This is a genomic window from Enhygromyxa salina (assembly GCF_002994615.1).
Taxonomy (GTDB): domain Bacteria; phylum Myxococcota_A; class Polyangia; order Nannocystales; family Nannocystaceae; genus Plesiocystis; species Plesiocystis salina_A.
The window spans coordinates 45,508-63,800 of record NZ_PVNK01000232.1 but is presented as its reverse complement, the minus strand read 5'-3'; the positions used below and the strand labels follow the sequence as shown (position 1 = coordinate 63,800).

The window sequence follows — 18,293 nt, the reverse complement described above, 5'->3', positions numbered from 1 at the left end:
ACGAGCCGGGGTCCGCGCGACGCCCGGGCGGGCAGTCGCTACCACTCGTCGAATTCGCCGAAACCACCGGGCGGGCCGTCGCCCTCACCGCCGCCACGGCCGCCACGACCTCCGCGCCGGCGCCCACGGCCCTTGCCCTTGCCACGGCCACGGTCGCGGTCGCGGCCACGGTCGCCGCCGCCGCCCCAGTCATCTTTGAATTCACGGCGCGGGCCCCCGGCGTCACGCCCGGACGGACCGGGTGGACCGCCGCCCCCGGCGGAGCGCCCGCCCCCATCGCCGCGGGGTCGACCCCGGGCCGGCCGCTGTTTTTCCTGGGCGCGATCGACTCGTATGCGGCGTCCGTCTACCTCTTGACCATCGAGCGTGAGGCCCTTCTCGGCCCCCGCCGCGTCGGCGTAGGTGACGAAACCAAACCCACGAGAACGACCCGTCTCGCGATCCAGGATGACGCGGGCATCTGCCACGTCACCGAATTCGGCGAACACTTCCTTGAGGCGCTGGTTATCCATTGCCCACGGTAGGCCGCCGACGAACAGTTTTGTCGACATCTCTCTCAGCTTCTCGATCCGGGGTCCTTTACCCTGTCTGACCAGGGTACCGAGGCGCCGCGTGAGCGGCAACCATTCCTCGCAGCCGCGGCGGAAATTGCCGTCAACCCCCGGCTGTTCGGTCGATCTGGTCACGACCAGCGACGCCCGCTCGCCGCGAGACCTCGGGCGTGACCCGACGAAGCAACGTTCGCAGCACCCGCTCGTCGACGAAGAGCAGGTAGTAGGTGACCACGAAAAACGAAAAGAAGCCGACCCGGTACATCATCAGGCCGATCGCGAGGTGCATGGCGAGGCCCCAGGCGAACGCGACCGGCCGGAGGCGAGCGACACAAAACAGCAGCGGCGCCAGGAGTTCGAAGGCCAGCGCCCCGTGCTGCAAGCCAGCCCACGCCCAGACCGGGAGCTCGCGCACCATCCACGCCGACAGCGGCGTCATGTAGATGCCCTGAACTTGCAGCCACAGGACCGGGGCGCCGCTGAGCCAGTCGCCCCGGAGCTTGCAGATCCCCGCCCCGACGTACTGGATCAGCAAGCTGGCCTGGAGGATCCGCAGCGGCCAGGCCGAGCGCAGCTCGGCGAGCGCGTCCTCGCCCTCGCCGCCCTCGCCGCCGCGCTGCTCGGCCGCGGACGGCCACGGGGCGAGGAGCAGGATCAACCACGCGACGAGGGCCAGCTTGTTCATCGAGAACGCCGCGAGGCGGTCGGCGGTCGTCACGTAGAGCAGCCCGGCGAAGACCACGAAGGAGCACAAGCGCGGACGCAGGTCGAGCAAGATCCCGACCATCGCGCCGACGTAGACGACCAGGAACAAGATGACCGTGCGCGGGCCGAGGAGCGGGACCGGGAGCTGGAGGCCGTAGGAGGCCGCGCCGCTCATGTGGTAGCCGGCCGGGGTCAGCCACTCGCGCGCGTCGAGGGCCCAGGCGAGGGTATAGACGAGCAGCGCCAGGCTCAGCGCCCAGCGGAAGCTCTCGAGTCGGATCGCGGGCACCGGACCCAGGGCCCAGCGCAGGGCCGCGTCCACGCGCCCGGGCTCGGGCTCGGGCTCGGGCGCCGTCTCGAGCTCGGGCTCGGGCGCCGTCACGGGGCGCCCTCCTCGATCAGCACGACCTCACCCAGCCGGTGGATCGGCCCGGCCTCGGCCCGCGGCGGCTTGCGCCAGCGCCCCTGGGGCGGATCGTCGGCCGAGATCCTCCGGTCGGCCCACACGAAGCGCAGGGCGAGGATCGGCGGCTGCTCGGGGTGGCGCTCGGCGTGGGCGGCCGCGAGCCACAGGCCGAGCTCGCGGCGGGCGACCCCGGCCCCCTCACGATAGCCAAAGCGGCTCATGAAGCGGTCGAAGCGGGTCCGGTGGCCGAAGGGCTCGAGCCCGAAGTACTCGTGCTCGGGCAGGTCGTGCCAGCCGGGCTGCCCGGCGTGGCGGACCTGGACGTAGAACATGCTCACGCGCTCGTTGCCGCGCCCGAACAGGCAGGAGACCGCGTAGGCGTCGCGCGTGTTGATCGGCCAGTCGACGGGCGCCTCGCCGAGGTAGGCGACCCACGCCATCGGCACCAGCCACGCGAGCGCGAACCCGAGCAACGCGACGACGTCGATGACCCTCGGGCGCCACGCCGTCATCGACCGACTCTACACTCGCTGGCGCAAGATCATGGCTGCGAGCCGACCGACGCCGGGGAACATGCCGATCGGCCACAGCCACCACAGGCCCGGGAACAGCGAGATCAGCTCGCGACCGGCGCGCGCAGCCTCGAAGGTGGTCTGGCCGTCGGGCGAGCGCAGGCGCAGGACCTCGCTCGTGCGCTCGGGGTCGAGCTCGAACTCGAGGCGCTCGCCGAGATCCCAGCAACGCAGCAACGCCACCCGCCGGACCGCGGCCTCGGCCGGCCCGTGGATGACGACCCAGGGCGCGCGCGGCACCCGGTGGCGCACGCGCTCGAGCGGCGCGATCAGCCGCCGACCGACCCGGCGCAGCTTGGCTTCGGGCAGCGCAGGCCGGGTCCCCTCGCCGGGCTTGGCCGGGCGCCGCAGCAAGAAGCGCCACATCGCGTCGACGTCCTCGCCCCCGAGCCACAGCGGGTAGACCGAGATCATGACCTGGACGAAGGTCCCGACGTTCATGGTCAGGTCGATCCCGATGTGCATGAACAGGCCCATCGTGACCCAAAAGCGCTTGCCCAGGAGCCAGTCACGCACGATCCGGTAGGCGCGCGGCGCCCAGGTGCGCAAGATCAGGATCACCGTGGTCAGCAGCAGCGGGATCGCCAGGGTCGCGGCCGAGGCCAGGTTGCGCAGGAGGTCCTTGTTTTGGACCCAAGCGGGCGCGTTCTTCGGCGGCTTGAAGTAGTAGAGCACGCCGAGATCGGCGAACACCGCCCCGACGACCAAAAAGCCGATCAGGCACAGCCAGCTGAGCACGCGAATCGACCACGCGACCGCGCCCGCGCCCGACTTGTCGGGCTCGCGGAGCCAGCGGCGGTCGACGTAGATCATCGCCGCGAGCACGAACAGCGGGAAGGTCCGCGCCCAGGTCGGCGCGGCCCAGACCACGAGGATCGAGGCGACGAGACCGAGCGAATAGAAGGTCCAGCGCGGGACCGGCCCGATCCAGGTGTTGGCGGCCTGGTCCTTGTCGACGGCGCGCAGGATCTCCCCGACGAACACCAGCGGAAACAGCGCCTCCCACCAGTGGGTCACGACCGTCATCACCCGCGTGATGTAGAGCTGGTCGGCCCAGGCGTAGAGCGTGAACGCCGGGACCCGGTAGAAGTGATCGAGGTTGAGGGCGTAGTAGAGCGCGGTCCCGTTGGCCCAGGTGTTGCCGCTCTTGAGCAGACCCGTGGCGCAGTAGATGCACGCGAGCTGGATCATCAAGAGGTGGACGGGCCACGCGGGGATCCGCTGGAGCGCCGGGACCTGGGTCGCGCCAGCGAGGATCGCCCGACGTCGGCGTCGCCACGCGTCGACGGAGTAGGCCTGGCCCCAGTCGACGAACATGGCCAGGAACAACATCACCCGCATCACCGTGTCGCCGCCGGTGTAGTAGATCGGGTTGTAGTTGTAGAGCTGCAGCATCAGCAGCCAGCTCATGACCGTCGAGACCCGCGTGAACAGCCCGACGGTCATCATCAGGCCGAACATGAACAGCAGCCCGAACATCGCGTAGACGAAGGGCGGATCGCTGCGGATGAACAGGATCGACCAGCGGTCCGTGAGCACCAGCAGCACGTCCCACCAGTGCTCGAAGCCATGCTCCGGGTCCCACAGCGTGCGCAGCTTGCCGCCGTAGTTCTTGCGCGCCATGTCGGTGAGCAGCAGGCCCTGGTCGGTGAACAGCCACTCGCCCTGCAACACGAGCAGGTCGAGGAAGGTCCAGATCAAGGTGATGCCCAGGGCGATGCGCGCGAGCGCGGGCCCGCGCGCGTCGATGCGCCGAAACCACAGCCGCCGCCAGAGCTCGGGCCGAAGCACGAAGAAGGCGATCAGCAGGGCCAGCGCGACCCACAGGTAGGTCGTGGCGATGTCGATGTGCGCCGAGACATCGACCTCTTTTTTCTTGGCTAGCGCCAACAGCAGCGGACTCATGCGTTCCTCCAGACTGTCTCCATCGTCCCCATGACTCGGGGCTGCGCCCCGCCCCCCCCGGCACCTGTCACTTGACCGCCTCGTTTCGCTGCTCGCGGGGAACCCCGCCAAAGTCCTCGCGCTTGGCCCAGTTGGCCCGCGTGCCCTCGGCGTCGCGGTGCATGCGCTCGAGCTCGTCCTCGAACCACTGCTGATCTTCTTCGGTCAGCGACCAGCCCCGGCGTTGCTTCATGATCGGGGTCACGACGCGCTCGTCGCAGCGGTGGGTCTCGATCAGCTCGGTTCGCAGCTTGCGCTCGCGCGGGTCCGACGCGACCCCAGCCGCGGCGAGGTCGTCGGGCTTGGGGATCGGGGTCCTGAGCTTGAAGACCCGGACCTCCTTGGGCATGTGCCCGTCGTTGTTCAGAGCCCAGTCGCGGCAGTGATATTGGCCCCAATAGCGCAGGTACCACTTGCTCTTGCCGATCATCCGGCGATGCATCTTGCGCTCGCGGTCGTTGTACCAAAACACGTAGGGCCGCTCGGAGTAGTGGTCCTTGCCGACCTGGTAGGGCTTGCCGTCGTCGTCGATGACGACCGTGCGCATGAAGCCGTTGCCGCGCGGGGGGTTGGGCGCGAACATCTTCCAGCTCTGGCTCTGGTTGGTGCCGCGGACCCAGTCGCCGAACACCTTGCGGGCCTCGCTGCGCCAGGCCTGGGTGACCGAGAAGCGCGGGATGAAGGTCGTGCCGACGGCGCCGCAGTGATAGAGCATGAAGCCGAACACGATCGTGCGCATGAGCGTGCCGCCGATGAGCTGGGGCTCGGCCAGGGTCACGGCGGGCGTGGCCGCCTCGGGCTTGGTCGCCTCGGGCTCGGTCGTCGCGGCTTCGGTCGTCGCGGCTTCGGTCGGCTCGGGCTCGGCGCCGTCGGGCAGGCGATCGAAGGCCGGCCGGCGGCGAAAGTGCGAGGCGGCGGCGATCGCCAGGCCGGCGTAGACCCACCAGTGTCCGGCGTCGCCGAGGCGCTCGATCCGGGCCTTGCGAGCCTCGACCTCGGCCCGCTGTTGGTCACGGTCGCCGTCGCGGTCGCGCACGTCGGCGACGAACTCGGCCTTGGTCGCGCCCTCGCCCGGGTCGTCGGTCTTGGCTTCGAGCCCGCGCAGGACCACGAGCCCGACCGCGGCGAGGCCGAGGCCGAGCACGAGCGCGTCTGGGATCCGCCCGCCGCGATCACGGCCGCGCTCGACCGTGGTGACCAGCGCGTCGCGCTTGCGCGTGCGCAGGAGCTCGATCGGCCCCATGACCAGGCGCCAGGGGTCGAGCCACCACGGCCCGGTCGGATCCCGGCGCAGCGACTGCGCGGTGGTCTCGAGCACGCCGGGCTCTTCGCTCAGGGCGCGGTCGAGCAGCTTCGGCGCGAACAGGCTCGTGAACTTGCGCTGGCGCAGCTTGTCTTTGAGCCAGCGACCCGCGATCAGGAAGGGCTTGGCCTCGAAGAAGACCACGTACATCCACATCATGATCACCGGGAACATGCCGATGTTCATGGTCACGAGCAGGATGCCGTGGAACACACAGCCGAGGCCGAGCCAGATCCGCCGGCCGAACACCCAGCTGCGCACGAACTCCTGGTCGATCTTCGCGCTCGCAAAGCGCCCGCGAGACACCCGCGCGAGCAGCCTCCCGATCGGGATCGGCCAGCGCCCGAGCACGAACCACGCGACGACGAGGACCGGGATGACGACCGCAAAGAAGAGGTTGAGGTTGGCCAGCCCCGGCCCGGCGGGGGTCGGCGACTTGTCCTTTTGCAGCGCGAGGCACCACGGGTAGGCGAGCGTGATCGTCCGATACACGACCGCGTAGGCGCCGAGCAGCGCGGCGCGCCCGAGCCAGACTCGCCACCGCTTTGCCTCCATCGCCCGATACCAGTCGGTGTCGCGGTGGAGGTGACGCCAGCGCAGGATCAGCCCGATCACGACGAGCGCGAAGAGCTTCTCCCAGTACAGCGTGACCCAGGTCATGAGCCGGAACATGTTCGTCGCCAGGTACACGCTGACCCACTGGGTCACGACCTCGAAGCGATAAAAATGATCCATGTTGAGCGCGTAGTAGAGCGCGTCGCCGCGCTTCCACACGCTGCCGGTCTTGTACAGGCCCGTGGCCGAGTAGATGCAGACCAGCTGGGCGACGTAGAGGTAGCGGGGCCAGGCCGCGACCAGCTGGAAGCGCGAGAGCTCGAGCGTGAGCTTGCCCTGCCCGGCCGCGGCGCGGCGACGCTCACGCTCGACGAGCCCGACGATCGCGCAGACCGAGATCCCGCCGATCACGACCATGTAGACGGTCTGCGGGTTGAACTCGACCTTGACGCAAAACAGCCAGGCCCACAGCCCGCCCCACAGCCAGTGGCCCGCGCGGTCGAAGAAGTGGCGCCAGTCGAAGGGCACCGCGGCGACCTTGGTGCCGTCGCCGATCGCGCTGGCCAGCCACCGCTCGCGCCTGCGTCGCAACCAGTTGTCGACGCTCCACGCCGCGTCGGTCCGGGCGAACAGGACCAAAAACCACGTGCACCGAAACACGGTGTCGTGGCCCTCGAGGAACACCGCGTTGCGGTTGTAGAGGCTGTTGATCAGCAGCATCGCGAGCACCGCGGTGATCCGGGTGCGAAAGCCGATCGTGAACAGGACCAGGGCGATTAAAAGGATCGCCAGGTAGACCCGCACGAAGACCGGGTCGCTGTCGATGAACAGCAGCGAGTACTTGCCCCAGAAGAACTTGAGCACCGCCCAGCCGTCGAGGAAGCCGTCGACCTCGGTCCAGCCCGACAGCGCCGTGCGAGCGAGGCGGCTGCGGGTCTCGCTCGCGGTGAACAGACCCTCGTCCGTCCACAGCATCCGCCAGTGCATGTTGAGGTTCCAGAAGTTCTGGATCGTGATCAGGCCGAGGCCGATCCGGAACAGCGCCCACATGCGCGGATCTTCGCGGGCGAACAGCGCGCGGCGCAGCGCCTCCGAGCGCGTCCACGCCCACACCATCATCAGCGTCAAACACAGCAGAACCAGCCATCCGACTTGGATCTGCAGATCGAGCGGAGCGGTGGGATACTCGGCCTTGGCCAGGAGTGGGAGCATGGAATTCTCGGGTCGCGCAGGCGGTACTTATCACGCGCGCTTCGGCCCCCTAGGCGCAAGAAGTGCTGGGTATCGCGTGCCACGCGTGAGCGTGGACTCACGGCCGACGGGCGCGGCGACGCCGGATCGCCAGCCCGAACAGCGCGAGCATCGCGAGCCCGGCCGGGTCGCCCGCGTCATCGACGACGACGCAGCGGCTCGACGACTGCGGCGGCTCCTTGGCGCCCGAGCTCACGCCACCGTCACCGTCGGTCTGCTCGGGCGCGCCTGCGTCACCTGCGTCACCTGCGTCACCTGCGTCACCGGAGCCGGGCGGGCCGTCCTGACCACCTGAGGTGCAGACCACGCAGGGCTCTTCGACGGCCTTGGGTGGCGAGCCGCCGGAGTAGTCGAGGCGGTTGCAGGTGCCCTGCTCACAGGTTCCGAGCTGCTGGTTGGGCAGCGTGCACGCGTCACCGACAGCCCGGCCCGCGCACGCCTCTTCTTCTGGGCCCGCGCCGCCACCCCCGAGGCTGGGCGGCGCCGCAGCGGCGGCGCTGGCCAGTCCGAAGGTGAGGCACGCCCCGAGCAGCGGCACGAACAGCGAGGTGGCGAGGGAGGTCTTGTTGTTGGGCATCATCACTGCGCGCTCGTGATCGCCCCACGCTACCGCAGCCGGGCGCCCGTCTCCACTTTGCTCGACCCCGCCCATCCTCGCCCAATTCGGCAGATTTCGAACAAATTCCTTGCACTCGCCGTCGGAGCGACCAGGTAGCATCCCCCATGCCCATGTCCTGGACCTCGCCCGCCGCCCTCACGGCCCTGTGCATGGGCCTGTTGTTTGCCCCTCCCAGTCGCGCCCCCGCCCGCGCCGGCTCGACCACCAACGCGAGCAAGTCGGAAAAAGCCCGGGCCCCCGCGCGCGCGCCCACCTCGAGCAAGACCAACTCGACCAAGACGATCAAGCGCGCCACGCCCAAGGTCGGCAAGGCGCCGGTCGTGACCAAGACCAAGTACAAGCGCGCGCCGACCCGCAAGACCACGCGCGCCCGACCCAAGCCCACGATCCCGCGCGCGCGCAGCCAGGAGGTCAAGGCCCGGGCGGCCCGCTACACCTCGCGCGAGTCCACGGCCAAGCGCAAGGTCAAAAAGAGCCTCGAGAAGCTGCGCAAGACCAACTCGAGCCGCAAGTACAAGTTCGAGGTCGGCTACACGGCGCCGATGGACCGCGCGATCGGGGAGCTCGCCGGGCTCTCGCTGCCGAGCAAGCCCCTGGCCAACGCGGCCAAGCAAAACAAGATCGCGCGAGCCCAGCTCGCGGGTCGCAACCTCATGGTCCGCAACATCGGACGCGCGGCGGCCAAGCCTCGCAAGATCGCGCGCGCGGGCAAGGGCGGGCTCCCGGGCGGGCTCGGGGCCCCGGTCGGGTCCTCGGGTAGCGCGGGCGGCTCGGGCGGCGCGGGGCTCGGCGACAATTTCGCCGAGATCTGCTCGCCGAGCGCCGACGCCTTCTCGTGGGCCGACAGCCTCACGCCGATCCGCAACCAGGGCGCCTGCGGCAGCTGCTGGGCCTTCGCGGCCACCTCGACCCTCGAGACCAGCAACGCGATCATCAACGGGGCCAAGTCCGACCTCGCCGAGCAACACGCGCTGAGCTGCTCGGGCGGCGGGACCTGCTCGGGGGGCTGGTACGCCCCGGTCTACGAGTGGCTCGGGGCCGGCAAGGACGGCCTCCAGACCGAGAGCAAGGTGCCCTACAAGGCCAGCAGCCAAAGCTGCAGCGTCGGGGGCAAGACGGCCTACGAGGTCGAGGCCTGGGGCTGGGTCGACCCGGTCGCGATCCAGCCCAAGGTCGCCGACATCAAGGCCGCGATGTGCAAGTACGGGGCGGTCACGGCGGCCGTGGCCGCGACCTCGAACTTCATCGCCTACAGCAGCGGGACCTTCGACGAGAAGTCCAACGCCACGATCAACCACGCGGTCACCCTCGTCGGCTGGGACGACAGCCGCAACGCGTGGCTGCTTCGCAACAGCTGGGGGACCAACTGGGGCGAAGACGGCTACATGTGGATCGACTACGACTCGAACAGCGTCGGCGCCTACGCGGCCTGGGCGATGGTCAAAGAAGACGGCAACGCCCAGAACAACAGCAACAACAACAACAGCCCGGTCATCCAGAGCTTCAGCGAGCGCAACCTCCGGGTCACCAACGACAGCGGCCAGAACGTCGAGGTTCAGGTCCAGTGGTACACCCAGCGCGACGGCAAGTGGACCTGGCTGCCGGGCGCGCTCGGCTCGAGCAAGACCGCCAGCTACGCCCTCGCCAGCGGCGCGTCGTTGAACCTCGACGACCCGACCCACTCGCCGTTCATGCTCCAGGCCAAGAAGCTGCGGGTGTGGGCCAAGTCGACCAGCGGCAAGAGCACGAGCTGGAACCACTGGAAGACCCAGGACCTCGAGATCGCGGCCAAGGCCTACGAGGCGAGCGAGATCGACGTGTTCGAGCTCCGGCTGCTGCCCGACGGATCCGACTCGGCCGGCGGCGGGCCCTCGCCCAAGGATCAGGACGAGCTGTGGGACGCCGCCTACGACCTGTTCGTGGCCGGTGACTACGCCGCGGCCAAGGCCCAGTTCGTCGCGTTCAAGAGCCTCTACCCCGACGACAAGAACATCCCCTACGCGCTGTACTTCATGGGCGTCGCCGAGCACGAGCTCGGCAACTACTGGGACGCCCTGCTCTACTTCGCCGAGTTCGCCGACGCCCACTGGACCCACGACTGGATCCCCTACGTCTACTACTGGGCGGGCTCGGCCTACGTCGGGCTCGGCGAGTGCGGCTACGCGACGCAGCTGTTCGAGGTCGTCGTCTACGGGGAGCTCGGCGCGCCGCAGAGCTGGATCAACGCGGCCAACGACACCATCGCCTGGCTCGCCAAGGACAAGGGCAAGATCTGCAGCTCGTGGGAGTAGTTCTCCCCCGCGGCCGACCAGGCCTGTCCCGCGCCAAACAGACGAGCCCCCCTCTGGGGGGCCGCGCATCCCACCGCGAAGCTCATGAGCGCCCACCGACCTGCCGCGCAGCCCCAGCGCGTGGCGACGTGCACCGCGGCCGCGGGGGCTTTGAAAGCACGCTCAGTCGAACAGGCTGGAGATCGAGTCGCCGTGGTGGATGCGCTTGATCGCTTCGCCGACGAGGTTGGCGGTGCTCAGGACCTCGAGCTTGGCGCAGCGGCTGACCTTGTCGTGCTGCGGGATCGTGTTGCTGACCCACACGCGGCTGAGGACCGACTCGTTGATGCGCTCGATCGCGGGGCCAGAGAGCACGCCGTGGGTCGCACCCGCGAAGACCTCGGAGGCGCCGTGCTCCATGACCGCCTTGGCCGCGTTGCACAAGGTCCCGGCGGTGTCGATCATGTCGTCGATCAAGATCGCGCGCCGACCCTCGACGTCGCCGATCAGGTGGTGGACCTGGGACACGCCGGGGGCGTCGCGGCGCTTGTCGATGATCGCCAGCGGGCAGTGGAGGAACTTCGAGTAGGCGCGCGCGCGCTCGGTGCCGCCCGCGTCTGGCGAGACCACCACCGTGCCGTCACCGACGAGTCCCTCACGCTGGAACGCCTCACGCAAAATTGGCGTGGCATAGAGGTGGTCAAAGGGGATATCGAAGAAGCCTTGGATCTGGCCCGCATGAAGATCGACAGAGAGCACCCGGGTCGCGCCCGCCGCCGTGAGCAGATCCGCGACGAGCTTGGCCGTGATCGGCGTGCGCGGCTTGACCTTGCGATCCTGCCGGGCGTAGCCGAAGTAGGGGATGATGGCCACGATCGCGCCCGCGCTCGCGCGTTTGAGCGCGTCGATCATGATCAACATCTCCATCAGGTTGTCGTTGGGTGGCGAGCACGTGGACTGAACGATGAAGCAGTTCACGCCCCGAACGTTCTCGCCGATCTCGACGAAGATCTCGCCATCCGAGAAGCGAGACACGCGAGCGGTGCCCTGCGGCACCCCAACGTACTTGCAAATCTCTTCAGTGAGAGCCGGGCTCGCGTTGCCGCCAAAAATGGAAATGAGTCGGTTCATGGCGGTTCTCGGACTGGGGCGGTAGGATTCGAACCTACGAATGTCGGTACCAAAAACCGATGGCTTGCCACTTGCCGACGCCCCAACGGCGGCCTGACGACCGCCAATCGCGCGCGGTTATAGGAGGGCCCGTGTCTGCTGTCAATCCTGCGCGAGCCGCGAAATCCCTTGCAAATCTGGGCACTTAGCCCGGTCCCGGCGCGCCTGGAGCTCACTCGCCAATTAACCCTCGTTCATCTGTAGATCAGGCTCACGTGATCCATGCTCAACGTCCGGCCAGCTGCTCGACCCTGCCCAGCCCTCGGCTTGGTTCAGGCCTATCCCCCAGACCCATTCCGAGCTACAACGCACGGCGCTCAAACCGCCCCCGCGGCTGCGCTCGAGGCCGCAACTCGCGGAATTCGGCCGTGCACTAGTTTCCCCTGCTACACCCCTGCGGTACCTTGATGATCGTCGATGTGGGTCCTCTGTGCACGAACTAGCACATAAGGTCTGTCCCCAGTGCGAAGCGCGAGTTCTCGACGAACACCGCTTCTGCCCGTCGTGTGGAGCGGATATCTCGGCGGTGATGGCTCTCGAGGGCGATCCTTATATCGGGGTGGTGATCGAGGACAGGTACCGGATCGACCAGCTGCTCGGGTCCGGCGCGATGGGCCGCGTTTACCGCGCCGAGCAGACCACGCTGCACAAACCCTTCGCGGTCAAGATCCTCAGCCCGCAGCTGACCAACGACCCCGACTCCCAGGCGCGCTTCGCCAACGAAGCCCACAACTGCGCGAGCCTCAACCACCCCAACGTGGTCTCGGTCGTCGACTACGGCCGGACCCCCGAGGGCATCACCTACCTGGTGATGGAGTTCATCGAGGGTCGCTCACTCGAGCAGATCATCTTCGACGAGTACCCGCTCTCGCGCGCGCGGATCGCCGACTTGACCCTCCAGATCCTCGCCGCGCTGGCCGAGGCCCACGGGCTCGGGATCCTCCACCGCGACCTCAAGCCCGAGAACATCCTGGTCCAGTCGCTGCGGACCCACGGCGAGCTGCTCAAGGTCCTCGACTTCGGCATCGCCAAGCTCATGGACGACGCGCCCAACGCCCGCGCGCGCCCCGGCCTGACCAGCCAGGGGGTCGTCTGCGGGACGCCGGAGTACATGTCGCCCGAGCAAGCCTGCGGGCTCAAGCTCGACCAGCGCTCCGATCTCTACGCCGTCGGCGTGATCCTCTACCAGATGTTGACTGGCCGCCCGCCCTTCGAGTCCGAGGTCGCCGTCGAGATCCTCCACCGCCACATCCACGAGCAGCCCAAGCCGCCGAGCGAGGTCGTGGGCCAGAGCCCCGATCCGCTCGAGGCGGTCTGCCTGCGCGCGCTGTCCAAAGAGCGTGACGCCCGCTTCGCCGACGCCGCCGAGTTTCGTGAGGCCCTGGTCGAGGCCGCGCGGAGCGGCACCCAAACTCAGATCCACTGCGCCAGCTGCGGCGCGCAGATGCGAGCAACCGACCACTTCTGCCCCGCCTGCGGCAGCGCGGCGCCGGATCAGCAGGTCCTCCCGCCGGTCCGTCGGGTCGAGCGCCGCTCGACTCGCGCGCTGCGTCAGGCCACGGGCGAGGCGACCGCCGAGGTCCTCCTGCGAGCGCTGCCCTCGCGCCTCGCCGGCGAGGCCGCGAGCGCCCTGATCGCCGCGGGCGAGCGCCAGCTCGAGCAGCCCACGGTCGGACTTCACGCCCAGATCATCGCGGGCGGGAGCGGCTGCGGAAAGTCGCGCTTGCTCGACGAGCTCGCCGACCGCGCCGAGCAGCATGGCTGGCGCGTGGTCTCGACTGGCTGCGAGCCCACCGGGGCGATGACGGCGCTGTGGCCGATCCGCGTGGCCGTGGCCGAGCTGCTCGGCATCGACTACGGCGTCGCCTCGCCGGGCGAGATCAACCGCGCGGCCAACCTCATTGGCCTGTCCTACGAGGCCCTGCCCGGGCTCCAGGAGCTGTTCGGCGTCGGCGTCAACACCGGCATCGGCTCCAACGCGATCGAGTACGCGGTTCGACGTCGAGAGTGCTTCACCTCCGCGGTCCAGGCCCTGACCGAGACCAGCGGGCAGCCGCTGCTGTTGGTGCTCGACGACGTCGACCGCTGGGACGGGCCCTCGCGCCGGGTGCTCCAGCAGCTGCTTCGCGCGAGCTCGAGCCAGGCGATCTTGGTCCTCGTCGCGACCTCCGAGGAGCAGCGGGACTGGCTGCGCAGCCCCGTCGTCGGGCTCCCGCGCCTCGACGCCGCCGAGATCCACGCCTGGGCCGAGGAGCTCGCCCACGACGACTCGCCCGTGCCCGCGCGGCTCGCCAGCCACGCCCCGATGACCCCCTTCGAGCTCGAGCTCGCCCTGCGCAGCCTCCCCGCGGAGGCCGAGGCGATCGACTTCGACACCGCGATCAAGACCTGGCTGGCCGGGCTCGCGGGGTCCGAGCGCCAGGTCCTCGAGCTCCTGTCGGTCCTCGGCGAGCGCGCCGACTTCGACGACATCGACGCCCTCCGAGCCAGCGATCCGGCGGGCCAGCCCGGCGAGCTCGACCACCACCTGATCGCGCTCGAGCAAGCTGGGTTGTTGCGCCCGATCGGCGAGCACACCTGGGCGTTTCGCAGCCGACGGATCCGCGAGTTCGTCGGCAAGTCGATCGAGCGCGAGCGCGGGCGCCACCTCCATCGTGAGGCCGCGATCCGCAGCGAGAGCGCGCAGCAGTCGCCCACGGTCCGGGCCCTGCACCTGCTCCGGGCGCAGCCCAACCGCGTGCGAGACACGAGCGGCCGGGTCCAGGTCGTCGAGCTGATCGAGGCCCTGCGCGAGGCCGCCGTGGCCGCGATCGCGGCCTTCGACGACCCCAAGGCCGTGCGCCTGCTCCGGACCGCGCTCAAGGCTTGTCGACGCCTCGGCGACGACGATCGCCTCCAGCACGAAGCCCACCTGATCGCCGAGCTCGTCGATCCCTTCTGCTTCACGGATCGCGTCGACGAGGCGATCGACACCCTGCGCAAGGTCATCGGCACCGGTCAGGCCGCCGAGCTCGAGTCCGAGATGCACCGCGCCCTCGGCCAGTGCCTGGTTCGCAAGCGTGACTGGATCGGGGCGATCAACGCCTACCAGCGCGCGCTCGGGCCCCTGATCGCCCAGGGTCGTCGACCGGCCCTGCTCGAGCTCTACTCCGACCTCGCCCGCGCGCACGCCAACGCAGGCGCGGTCGAGCGCGGGCTCGAGGAGCTCAACGAAGGCCTCGACATGTGCACCCTCGGCGATGGCCCGCGCGCGCTGGTCGAGGTCTCGATGTGGCGCTACCTGCTGACCGCCGCCGACCTTCACGAGCGGACCGGCAACCTGCGCGAGGCCAGGGTCTGGGCCGAGCACGCGCTGTTTCAGGCCGAGCGGCGCAACGAGGAGCTCGGCCTCATGCGGACCCACGAGGTCCTCGGCCGGCTCCTGCGCCAGCTCAACCAGTCGGTGCTCGCGGAGCAACACACGGGCCGCGGGCTGGAGCTCGCGCGCAAGCTCGGCGACCGCCGAACCAGCACCGAGTTCCTCCTGCTCCGCGCCAGCTTGCGCGACGCCGCCGGCCGGCCCGACGAAGCTCGGCGCTGCCTCGACGAAGCCCTGCGCCTCGCCGAGCTGCTCGAGTGGGAGCGCGGCATCAAGCGGGCCCACGAGGGCTTGGACGAGCTGTCGGGCTAGTCGTCACTCCGCAAACGCTTGCGACGAGCGGTCGTCGTCTTCGGGGTTCAGGGCGGGTTTCAGCCGTGCGCATGAGCCAGGACACGGCGGGTGGGGCGGCTCTGAGCGCGGCCCTGGGAACGCGGCCAAGCTCGCAGGAACGTCCTTGGTGGGGCGCGGCGCACCTCCACGCAGCGGGCCGAGGACGTGGAGAATTGCGCGTGGGGCTGCTAGTGTCCGCGCCGCCAACCCTCGAAGAGACGAGCAGATATGACAGTTCGCCGACGTTCAACAACCCTGCGCCTGGCCCTGGCCGGCGCGCTCGCGCTGCCCTTGCTCGGCGCCCTGACGCTTGCACCACCCCCGGCCGAGGCCGCCGAGGACGAGCTGAAGATCGAGCTCGACATCCAGACCTTCACGCTCGACAACGGGCTGCGCGTCTACGTCGTCGAGGATCACTCGACGCCAGCGTTCAACATCAACATCACCTACGACGTCGGCTCGCGCGACGAGGTCCCGGGCCGGACCGGCTTCGCCCACTTCTTCGAGCACATGATGTTCCAGGGCTCGAAGAACCTGGCCGACAACATGATCGGTGAGTACACCGAGCGCGCAGGCGGCAACATCAACGCGGGCACGTCCTTCGACCAGACGGTCTACTACCACAACATCCCCAGCCAGTACCTCGACATGGTCCTGTGGGGCGAGGCCGACCGCCTCGAGTTCCTCGAGATCACCCAAGACGCCTTCGAGGTCCAGCGCTCGGCCGTCAAGTCCGAGAAGGACCGCTCGGAGAACCAGCCCTTCTTCAAGGCCTTCGAGACCCTGGTCGGGGAGCTGTTCGAGGGCACGCCCTACGCCCACATGCCGATCGGATCGCTCGAAGATCTGAACGCGGCCGAGGCCAAGGACGCCGAGGACTTCTTCAAGACCTACTACGTGCCCAACAACGCGGTCATGGTCATCGTCGGCGACGTCGACTTCGCCAACGTCCAGGATCGCGTGACCCACTACTTCGGCAACATCGCCAGGGGCGAAGAGCCCCCGCCCCCGGCCGAGTCCAAGATGGTCCGCGGGCGCAAGATCGAAAAGCAGGTCCCCGACGACAAGGCCCAGCAGGCCCAGTGGGTCTGGGCCTGGCCGACGGTCGGCGACGAGCACCCCGATCGCCCGAGCATCGATCTGCTCGGCAACATCTTGTTCGGCGGAGAGTCGGCGCGCCTGCCCAAGCTCCTGACCGACGACAAGAAGTGGACCGCAGGCGCTGGCGGCGGCCACATCTTCGCGTTCCGCGACGCCGGCGGGATGCTCTTCTTCGGCGTGCCCACGCCCGAGGGCGAGAAGAACCTCGACGAGGTCAAGGCCCTGCTCGCGAGCGAGCTGGCCAAGATCGCCAAGAAGGGCGTGTCGAAGAAGGAGCTCGAGAAGGCCATCAACCAGCAGCTGATGTCGACGGTCTCGACCCTCGCAACCAACTCCGGCCGGGCCTCGGCGATCGCCAACGGCGCGCTGTTCTACGACGACCCCAAGCGCGTGCTCACCGACCTCGACCGCTACGGCGCGGTCACGACCAAGGACATCAAGCGGGTCGCGAGCGAGTACATCAACGAGAATTGGGTCTTCTACGAGCTGGTCCCCGCCGACAAGGCCGGCGCCGCCAAGCCCGAGGCCAAGCCGGCCACCGACGACAAGGCCAAGGCCGCCAAGTGAGGCCCGACAGGAGCTCCGCCATGACCATCGACATCCGTCACAAGTTCATCAGCGTCACCGCCGGCCTCGGGCTGCTCTCGACCTTCGGTCTTGGCGCCTGCGACAAGAACACGAGCGACAGCACGCCGCCCGACACGACCGCCAACACCACGCCCGAGACCGAGCCGACCGAGCCCGCGCGGGTCTACCCCGACCCGCCGCCGCCGAGCGAGCAGCGCCCGGTCAACTTCCCCGAGCTCCAGAGCTTCGAGCTGCCCAACAAGCTCACGGTCTACGTCGTCGAGAACCACGAGGTCCCGCTCGTGGACGTGCAGCTGATCGTCAAGGCCGGCACGATCCACGACGACCTCGTCGGCGCGATGACGGCCTCGATGCTGACCGAGGGGACCAAAAAGCGCAGCAAGGCCAAGATCGACGAGAGCATCGAGCAGATCGGCTCGAGCCTGTCGTCGAGCGCCGGCGAGCACAACGCGGTCATCCGGACCCGCGTGCTGACCCCCAACCTCAAGCTCGCCCTCGACCTCGTCAACGACATCGCCCAGAACCCCAAGTTCGACGACGAGGCGCTGAACAAGCAAAAGGACCAGCAAAAGGTCGCGATCAAGGGCGAGAAGTCCGACGGCGGCGCGCTCGCCAAGCGTCTGACCTCGAAGCTGCTCTACCCCGAGGGTCACCCCTACGCCCCGGACTTCCCGACCGACGCCGAGATCGACGCGGTCACGCCCGAGGCCCTGCGGACCTTCCACTCGACCTGGTACCGGCCCAACAACTCGTTTTTGATCCTCTCGGGTGACGTGACCCAGGCCGAGGTCGAGAAGCTGGTCGAGAAGACCCTCGGCAAGTGGAAGCCGGCCGAAAGCTTCCCGGCCCACCCGCTCGAGCAATTCACGCCCGAGGACTACCAAAAGGCCGTGCCGACCGAGCTCGCGGTTCACATCGTCGACCGCAACCAGATCAGCTCGGACATCGTGATCGCCAACATCAACGGCGTCGCCCGCAACCACCCCGACTGGATCAAGATGAGCGCGGTCACCAAGCTCTTCGGCGGCGGGATGTCGTCGCGTCTGTTCCGCGACATCCGCGAGGAGAAGAAGCTGACCTACAACATCGGCTCGTACCAGAGCCCGCAAAAGGCGATCGGGACCTTCGCGTTGGTCACCCAGACCAAGAAGACCGACGAGATGCTCCAGGCCCTGTTCGACCACGTCGAGCGCCTGCGGACGACCGATCCGACCGAGCAAGAGTTCAACGCCGCGGTCGACAACATGGCCCTGAGCTTCCCGCTCGCGATCGAGACCGCGGGCCAGATCGCCGGCAAGGTCGCGACCACGCTGACCTACAACCTGCCCAACGACTACTACAACAGCTACATCGAGGAGGTCCGCAAGATCGAGCTCGGTGACATCAAGGACATGGCCGCCAAGCACATCCACACCACGCCGGTCATCGTGATCGTCGGCAAGGCGGCCAAGGTCAAAAAGCAGCTCAAGGACGTCAAGGCGCTCGAGGGCGCCAAGATCTACGAGTACGACACCGACCTGAAGCCGCAGTAGGCGTCAGCTCCGCGAGCCGCCCACGAGCGTCAGCT

11 protein-coding genes, 1 tRNA gene and 1 pseudogene are annotated in these 18,293 nt (G+C 68.6%); 5 read left to right on the top strand and 8 right to left on the bottom strand.

All coding sequences use genetic code 11. The features are described from left to right. Positions 1 to 38 precede the first annotated feature (38 nt). From ENSA5_RS26870 to ENSA5_RS26845, 6 genes are all read right to left on the bottom strand, one after another. A complete protein-coding gene (locus tag ENSA5_RS26870) occupies positions 39 to 551 on the bottom strand; it encodes an RNA-binding protein (RefSeq protein ID WP_106394544.1) in 513 nt (170 codons plus the stop codon). A gap of 103 nt (positions 552 to 654) precedes the next feature. Next, positions 655 to 1,638 carry an HTTM domain-containing protein gene (locus tag ENSA5_RS26865; RefSeq protein WP_106394543.1) on the bottom strand — a complete coding sequence of 328 codons (984 nt, stop codon included), beginning with the start codon at positions 1,636 to 1,638 and terminating at the stop codon, positions 655 to 657. Then, positions 1,635 to 2,174, bottom strand: coding sequence for a hypothetical protein (locus ENSA5_RS26860; protein ID WP_106394542.1), 540 nt, complete (start codon positions 2,172 to 2,174; stop codon positions 1,635 to 1,637). Before ENSA5_RS26860 ends, ENSA5_RS26865 begins: the two co-directional genes overlap by 4 nt. Before the next feature lie 9 nt (positions 2,175 to 2,183). Next, positions 2,184 to 4,139: an HTTM domain-containing protein gene (locus ENSA5_RS36430; protein ID WP_146156161.1), complete on the bottom strand. Its 1,956-nt coding sequence runs from the start codon at positions 4,137 to 4,139 to the stop codon at positions 2,184 to 2,186. Between the two features lie 67 nt (positions 4,140 to 4,206). After that, positions 4,207 to 7,248: an HTTM domain-containing protein gene (locus ENSA5_RS38325; protein WP_181198181.1), complete on the bottom strand. Its 3,042-nt coding sequence runs from the start codon at positions 7,246 to 7,248 to the stop codon at positions 4,207 to 4,209. A 97-nt stretch (positions 7,249 to 7,345) separates the two neighbouring features. After that, positions 7,346 to 7,867, bottom strand: coding sequence for an MYXO-CTERM sorting domain-containing protein (locus ENSA5_RS26845; RefSeq protein ID WP_106394541.1), 522 nt, complete (start codon positions 7,865 to 7,867; stop codon positions 7,346 to 7,348). Positions 7,868 to 8,010: 143 nt separating this feature from the next. On the opposite strand from ENSA5_RS26845, the gene ENSA5_RS26840 reads away from it, so the two are divergent. Beyond that, positions 8,011 to 10,197 (top strand): C1 family peptidase, encoded by a 2,187-nt coding sequence (locus ENSA5_RS26840; RefSeq protein ID WP_106394540.1) that lies wholly within the window; start codon positions 8,011 to 8,013, stop codon positions 10,195 to 10,197. Between the two features lie 162 nt (positions 10,198 to 10,359). Here ENSA5_RS26840 and ENSA5_RS26835 read toward each other — a convergent pair whose 3' ends face one another. Next, positions 10,360 to 11,307, bottom strand: a complete 948-nt coding sequence (locus tag ENSA5_RS26835) for a ribose-phosphate pyrophosphokinase (RefSeq protein ID WP_106394539.1) — start codon at positions 11,305 to 11,307, stop codon at positions 10,360 to 10,362. 13 nt (positions 11,308 to 11,320) lie between these two features. Further along, positions 11,321 to 11,392, bottom strand: a tRNA-Gln gene (locus ENSA5_RS26830). Between the two features lie 384 nt (positions 11,393 to 11,776). On the opposite strand from ENSA5_RS26830, the pseudogene ENSA5_RS39845 reads away from it, so the two are divergent. The 4 genes and pseudogenes from ENSA5_RS39845 to ENSA5_RS26815 all read left to right on the top strand — a co-directional run. Then, a pseudogene (locus ENSA5_RS39845) lies at positions 11,777 to 11,860 on the top strand (zinc-ribbon domain-containing protein); the annotation flags it as partial. Positions 11,861 to 11,875: 15 nt separating this feature from the next. Then, positions 11,876 to 15,016 carry a serine/threonine-protein kinase gene (locus ENSA5_RS26825; RefSeq protein WP_106394538.1) on the top strand — a complete coding sequence of 1,047 codons (3,141 nt, stop codon included), beginning with the start codon at positions 11,876 to 11,878 and terminating at the stop codon, positions 15,014 to 15,016. Positions 15,017 to 15,265: 249 nt separating this feature from the next. Next, positions 15,266 to 16,705: a M16 family metallopeptidase gene (locus ENSA5_RS26820; RefSeq protein WP_106394537.1), complete on the top strand. Its 1,440-nt coding sequence runs from the start codon at positions 15,266 to 15,268 to the stop codon at positions 16,703 to 16,705. A 20-nt stretch (positions 16,706 to 16,725) separates the two neighbouring features. Further along, the gene (locus ENSA5_RS26815) at positions 16,726 to 18,258 is read left to right on the top strand and encodes a M16 family metallopeptidase (protein ID WP_106394536.1); all 1,533 of its coding nucleotides are present in this window, start codon (positions 16,726 to 16,728) and stop codon (positions 18,256 to 18,258) included. Positions 18,259 to 18,293: the final 35 nt, after the last annotated feature.

What these genes read in the sequence shown, in the direction of transcription:
- ENSA5_RS26870 (WP_106394544.1), bottom strand. Translation starts at nt 551, where the DNA reads ATGTCGACAAAACTGTTCGTCGGCGGCCTACCGTGGGCAATGGATAAC.
- ENSA5_RS26860 (WP_106394542.1), bottom strand. Translation starts at nt 2,174, where the DNA reads ATGACGGCGTGGCGCCCGAGGGTCATCGACGTCGTCGCGTTGCTCGGG.
- ENSA5_RS36430 (WP_146156161.1), bottom strand. Translation starts at nt 4,139, where the DNA reads ATGAGTCCGCTGCTGTTGGCGCTAGCCAAGAAAAAAGAGGTCGATGTC.
- ENSA5_RS38325 (WP_181198181.1), bottom strand. Translation starts at nt 7,248, where the DNA reads ATGCTCCCACTCCTGGCCAAGGCCGAGTATCCCACCGCTCCGCTCGAT.
- ENSA5_RS26845 (WP_106394541.1), bottom strand. Translation starts at nt 7,867, where the DNA reads ATGATGCCCAACAACAAGACCTCCCTCGCCACCTCGCTGTTCGTGCCG.
- ENSA5_RS26840 (WP_106394540.1), top strand. Translation starts at nt 8,011, where the DNA reads ATGCCCATGTCCTGGACCTCGCCCGCCGCCCTCACGGCCCTGTGCATG.
- ENSA5_RS26835 (WP_106394539.1), bottom strand. Translation starts at nt 11,307, where the DNA reads ATGAACCGACTCATTTCCATTTTTGGCGGCAACGCGAGCCCGGCTCTC.
- ENSA5_RS26825 (WP_106394538.1), top strand. Translation starts at nt 11,876, where the DNA reads ATGGCTCTCGAGGGCGATCCTTATATCGGGGTGGTGATCGAGGACAGG.
- ENSA5_RS26820 (WP_106394537.1), top strand. Translation starts at nt 15,266, where the DNA reads ATGACAGTTCGCCGACGTTCAACAACCCTGCGCCTGGCCCTGGCCGGC.
- ENSA5_RS26815 (WP_106394536.1), top strand. Translation starts at nt 16,726, where the DNA reads ATGACCATCGACATCCGTCACAAGTTCATCAGCGTCACCGCCGGCCTC.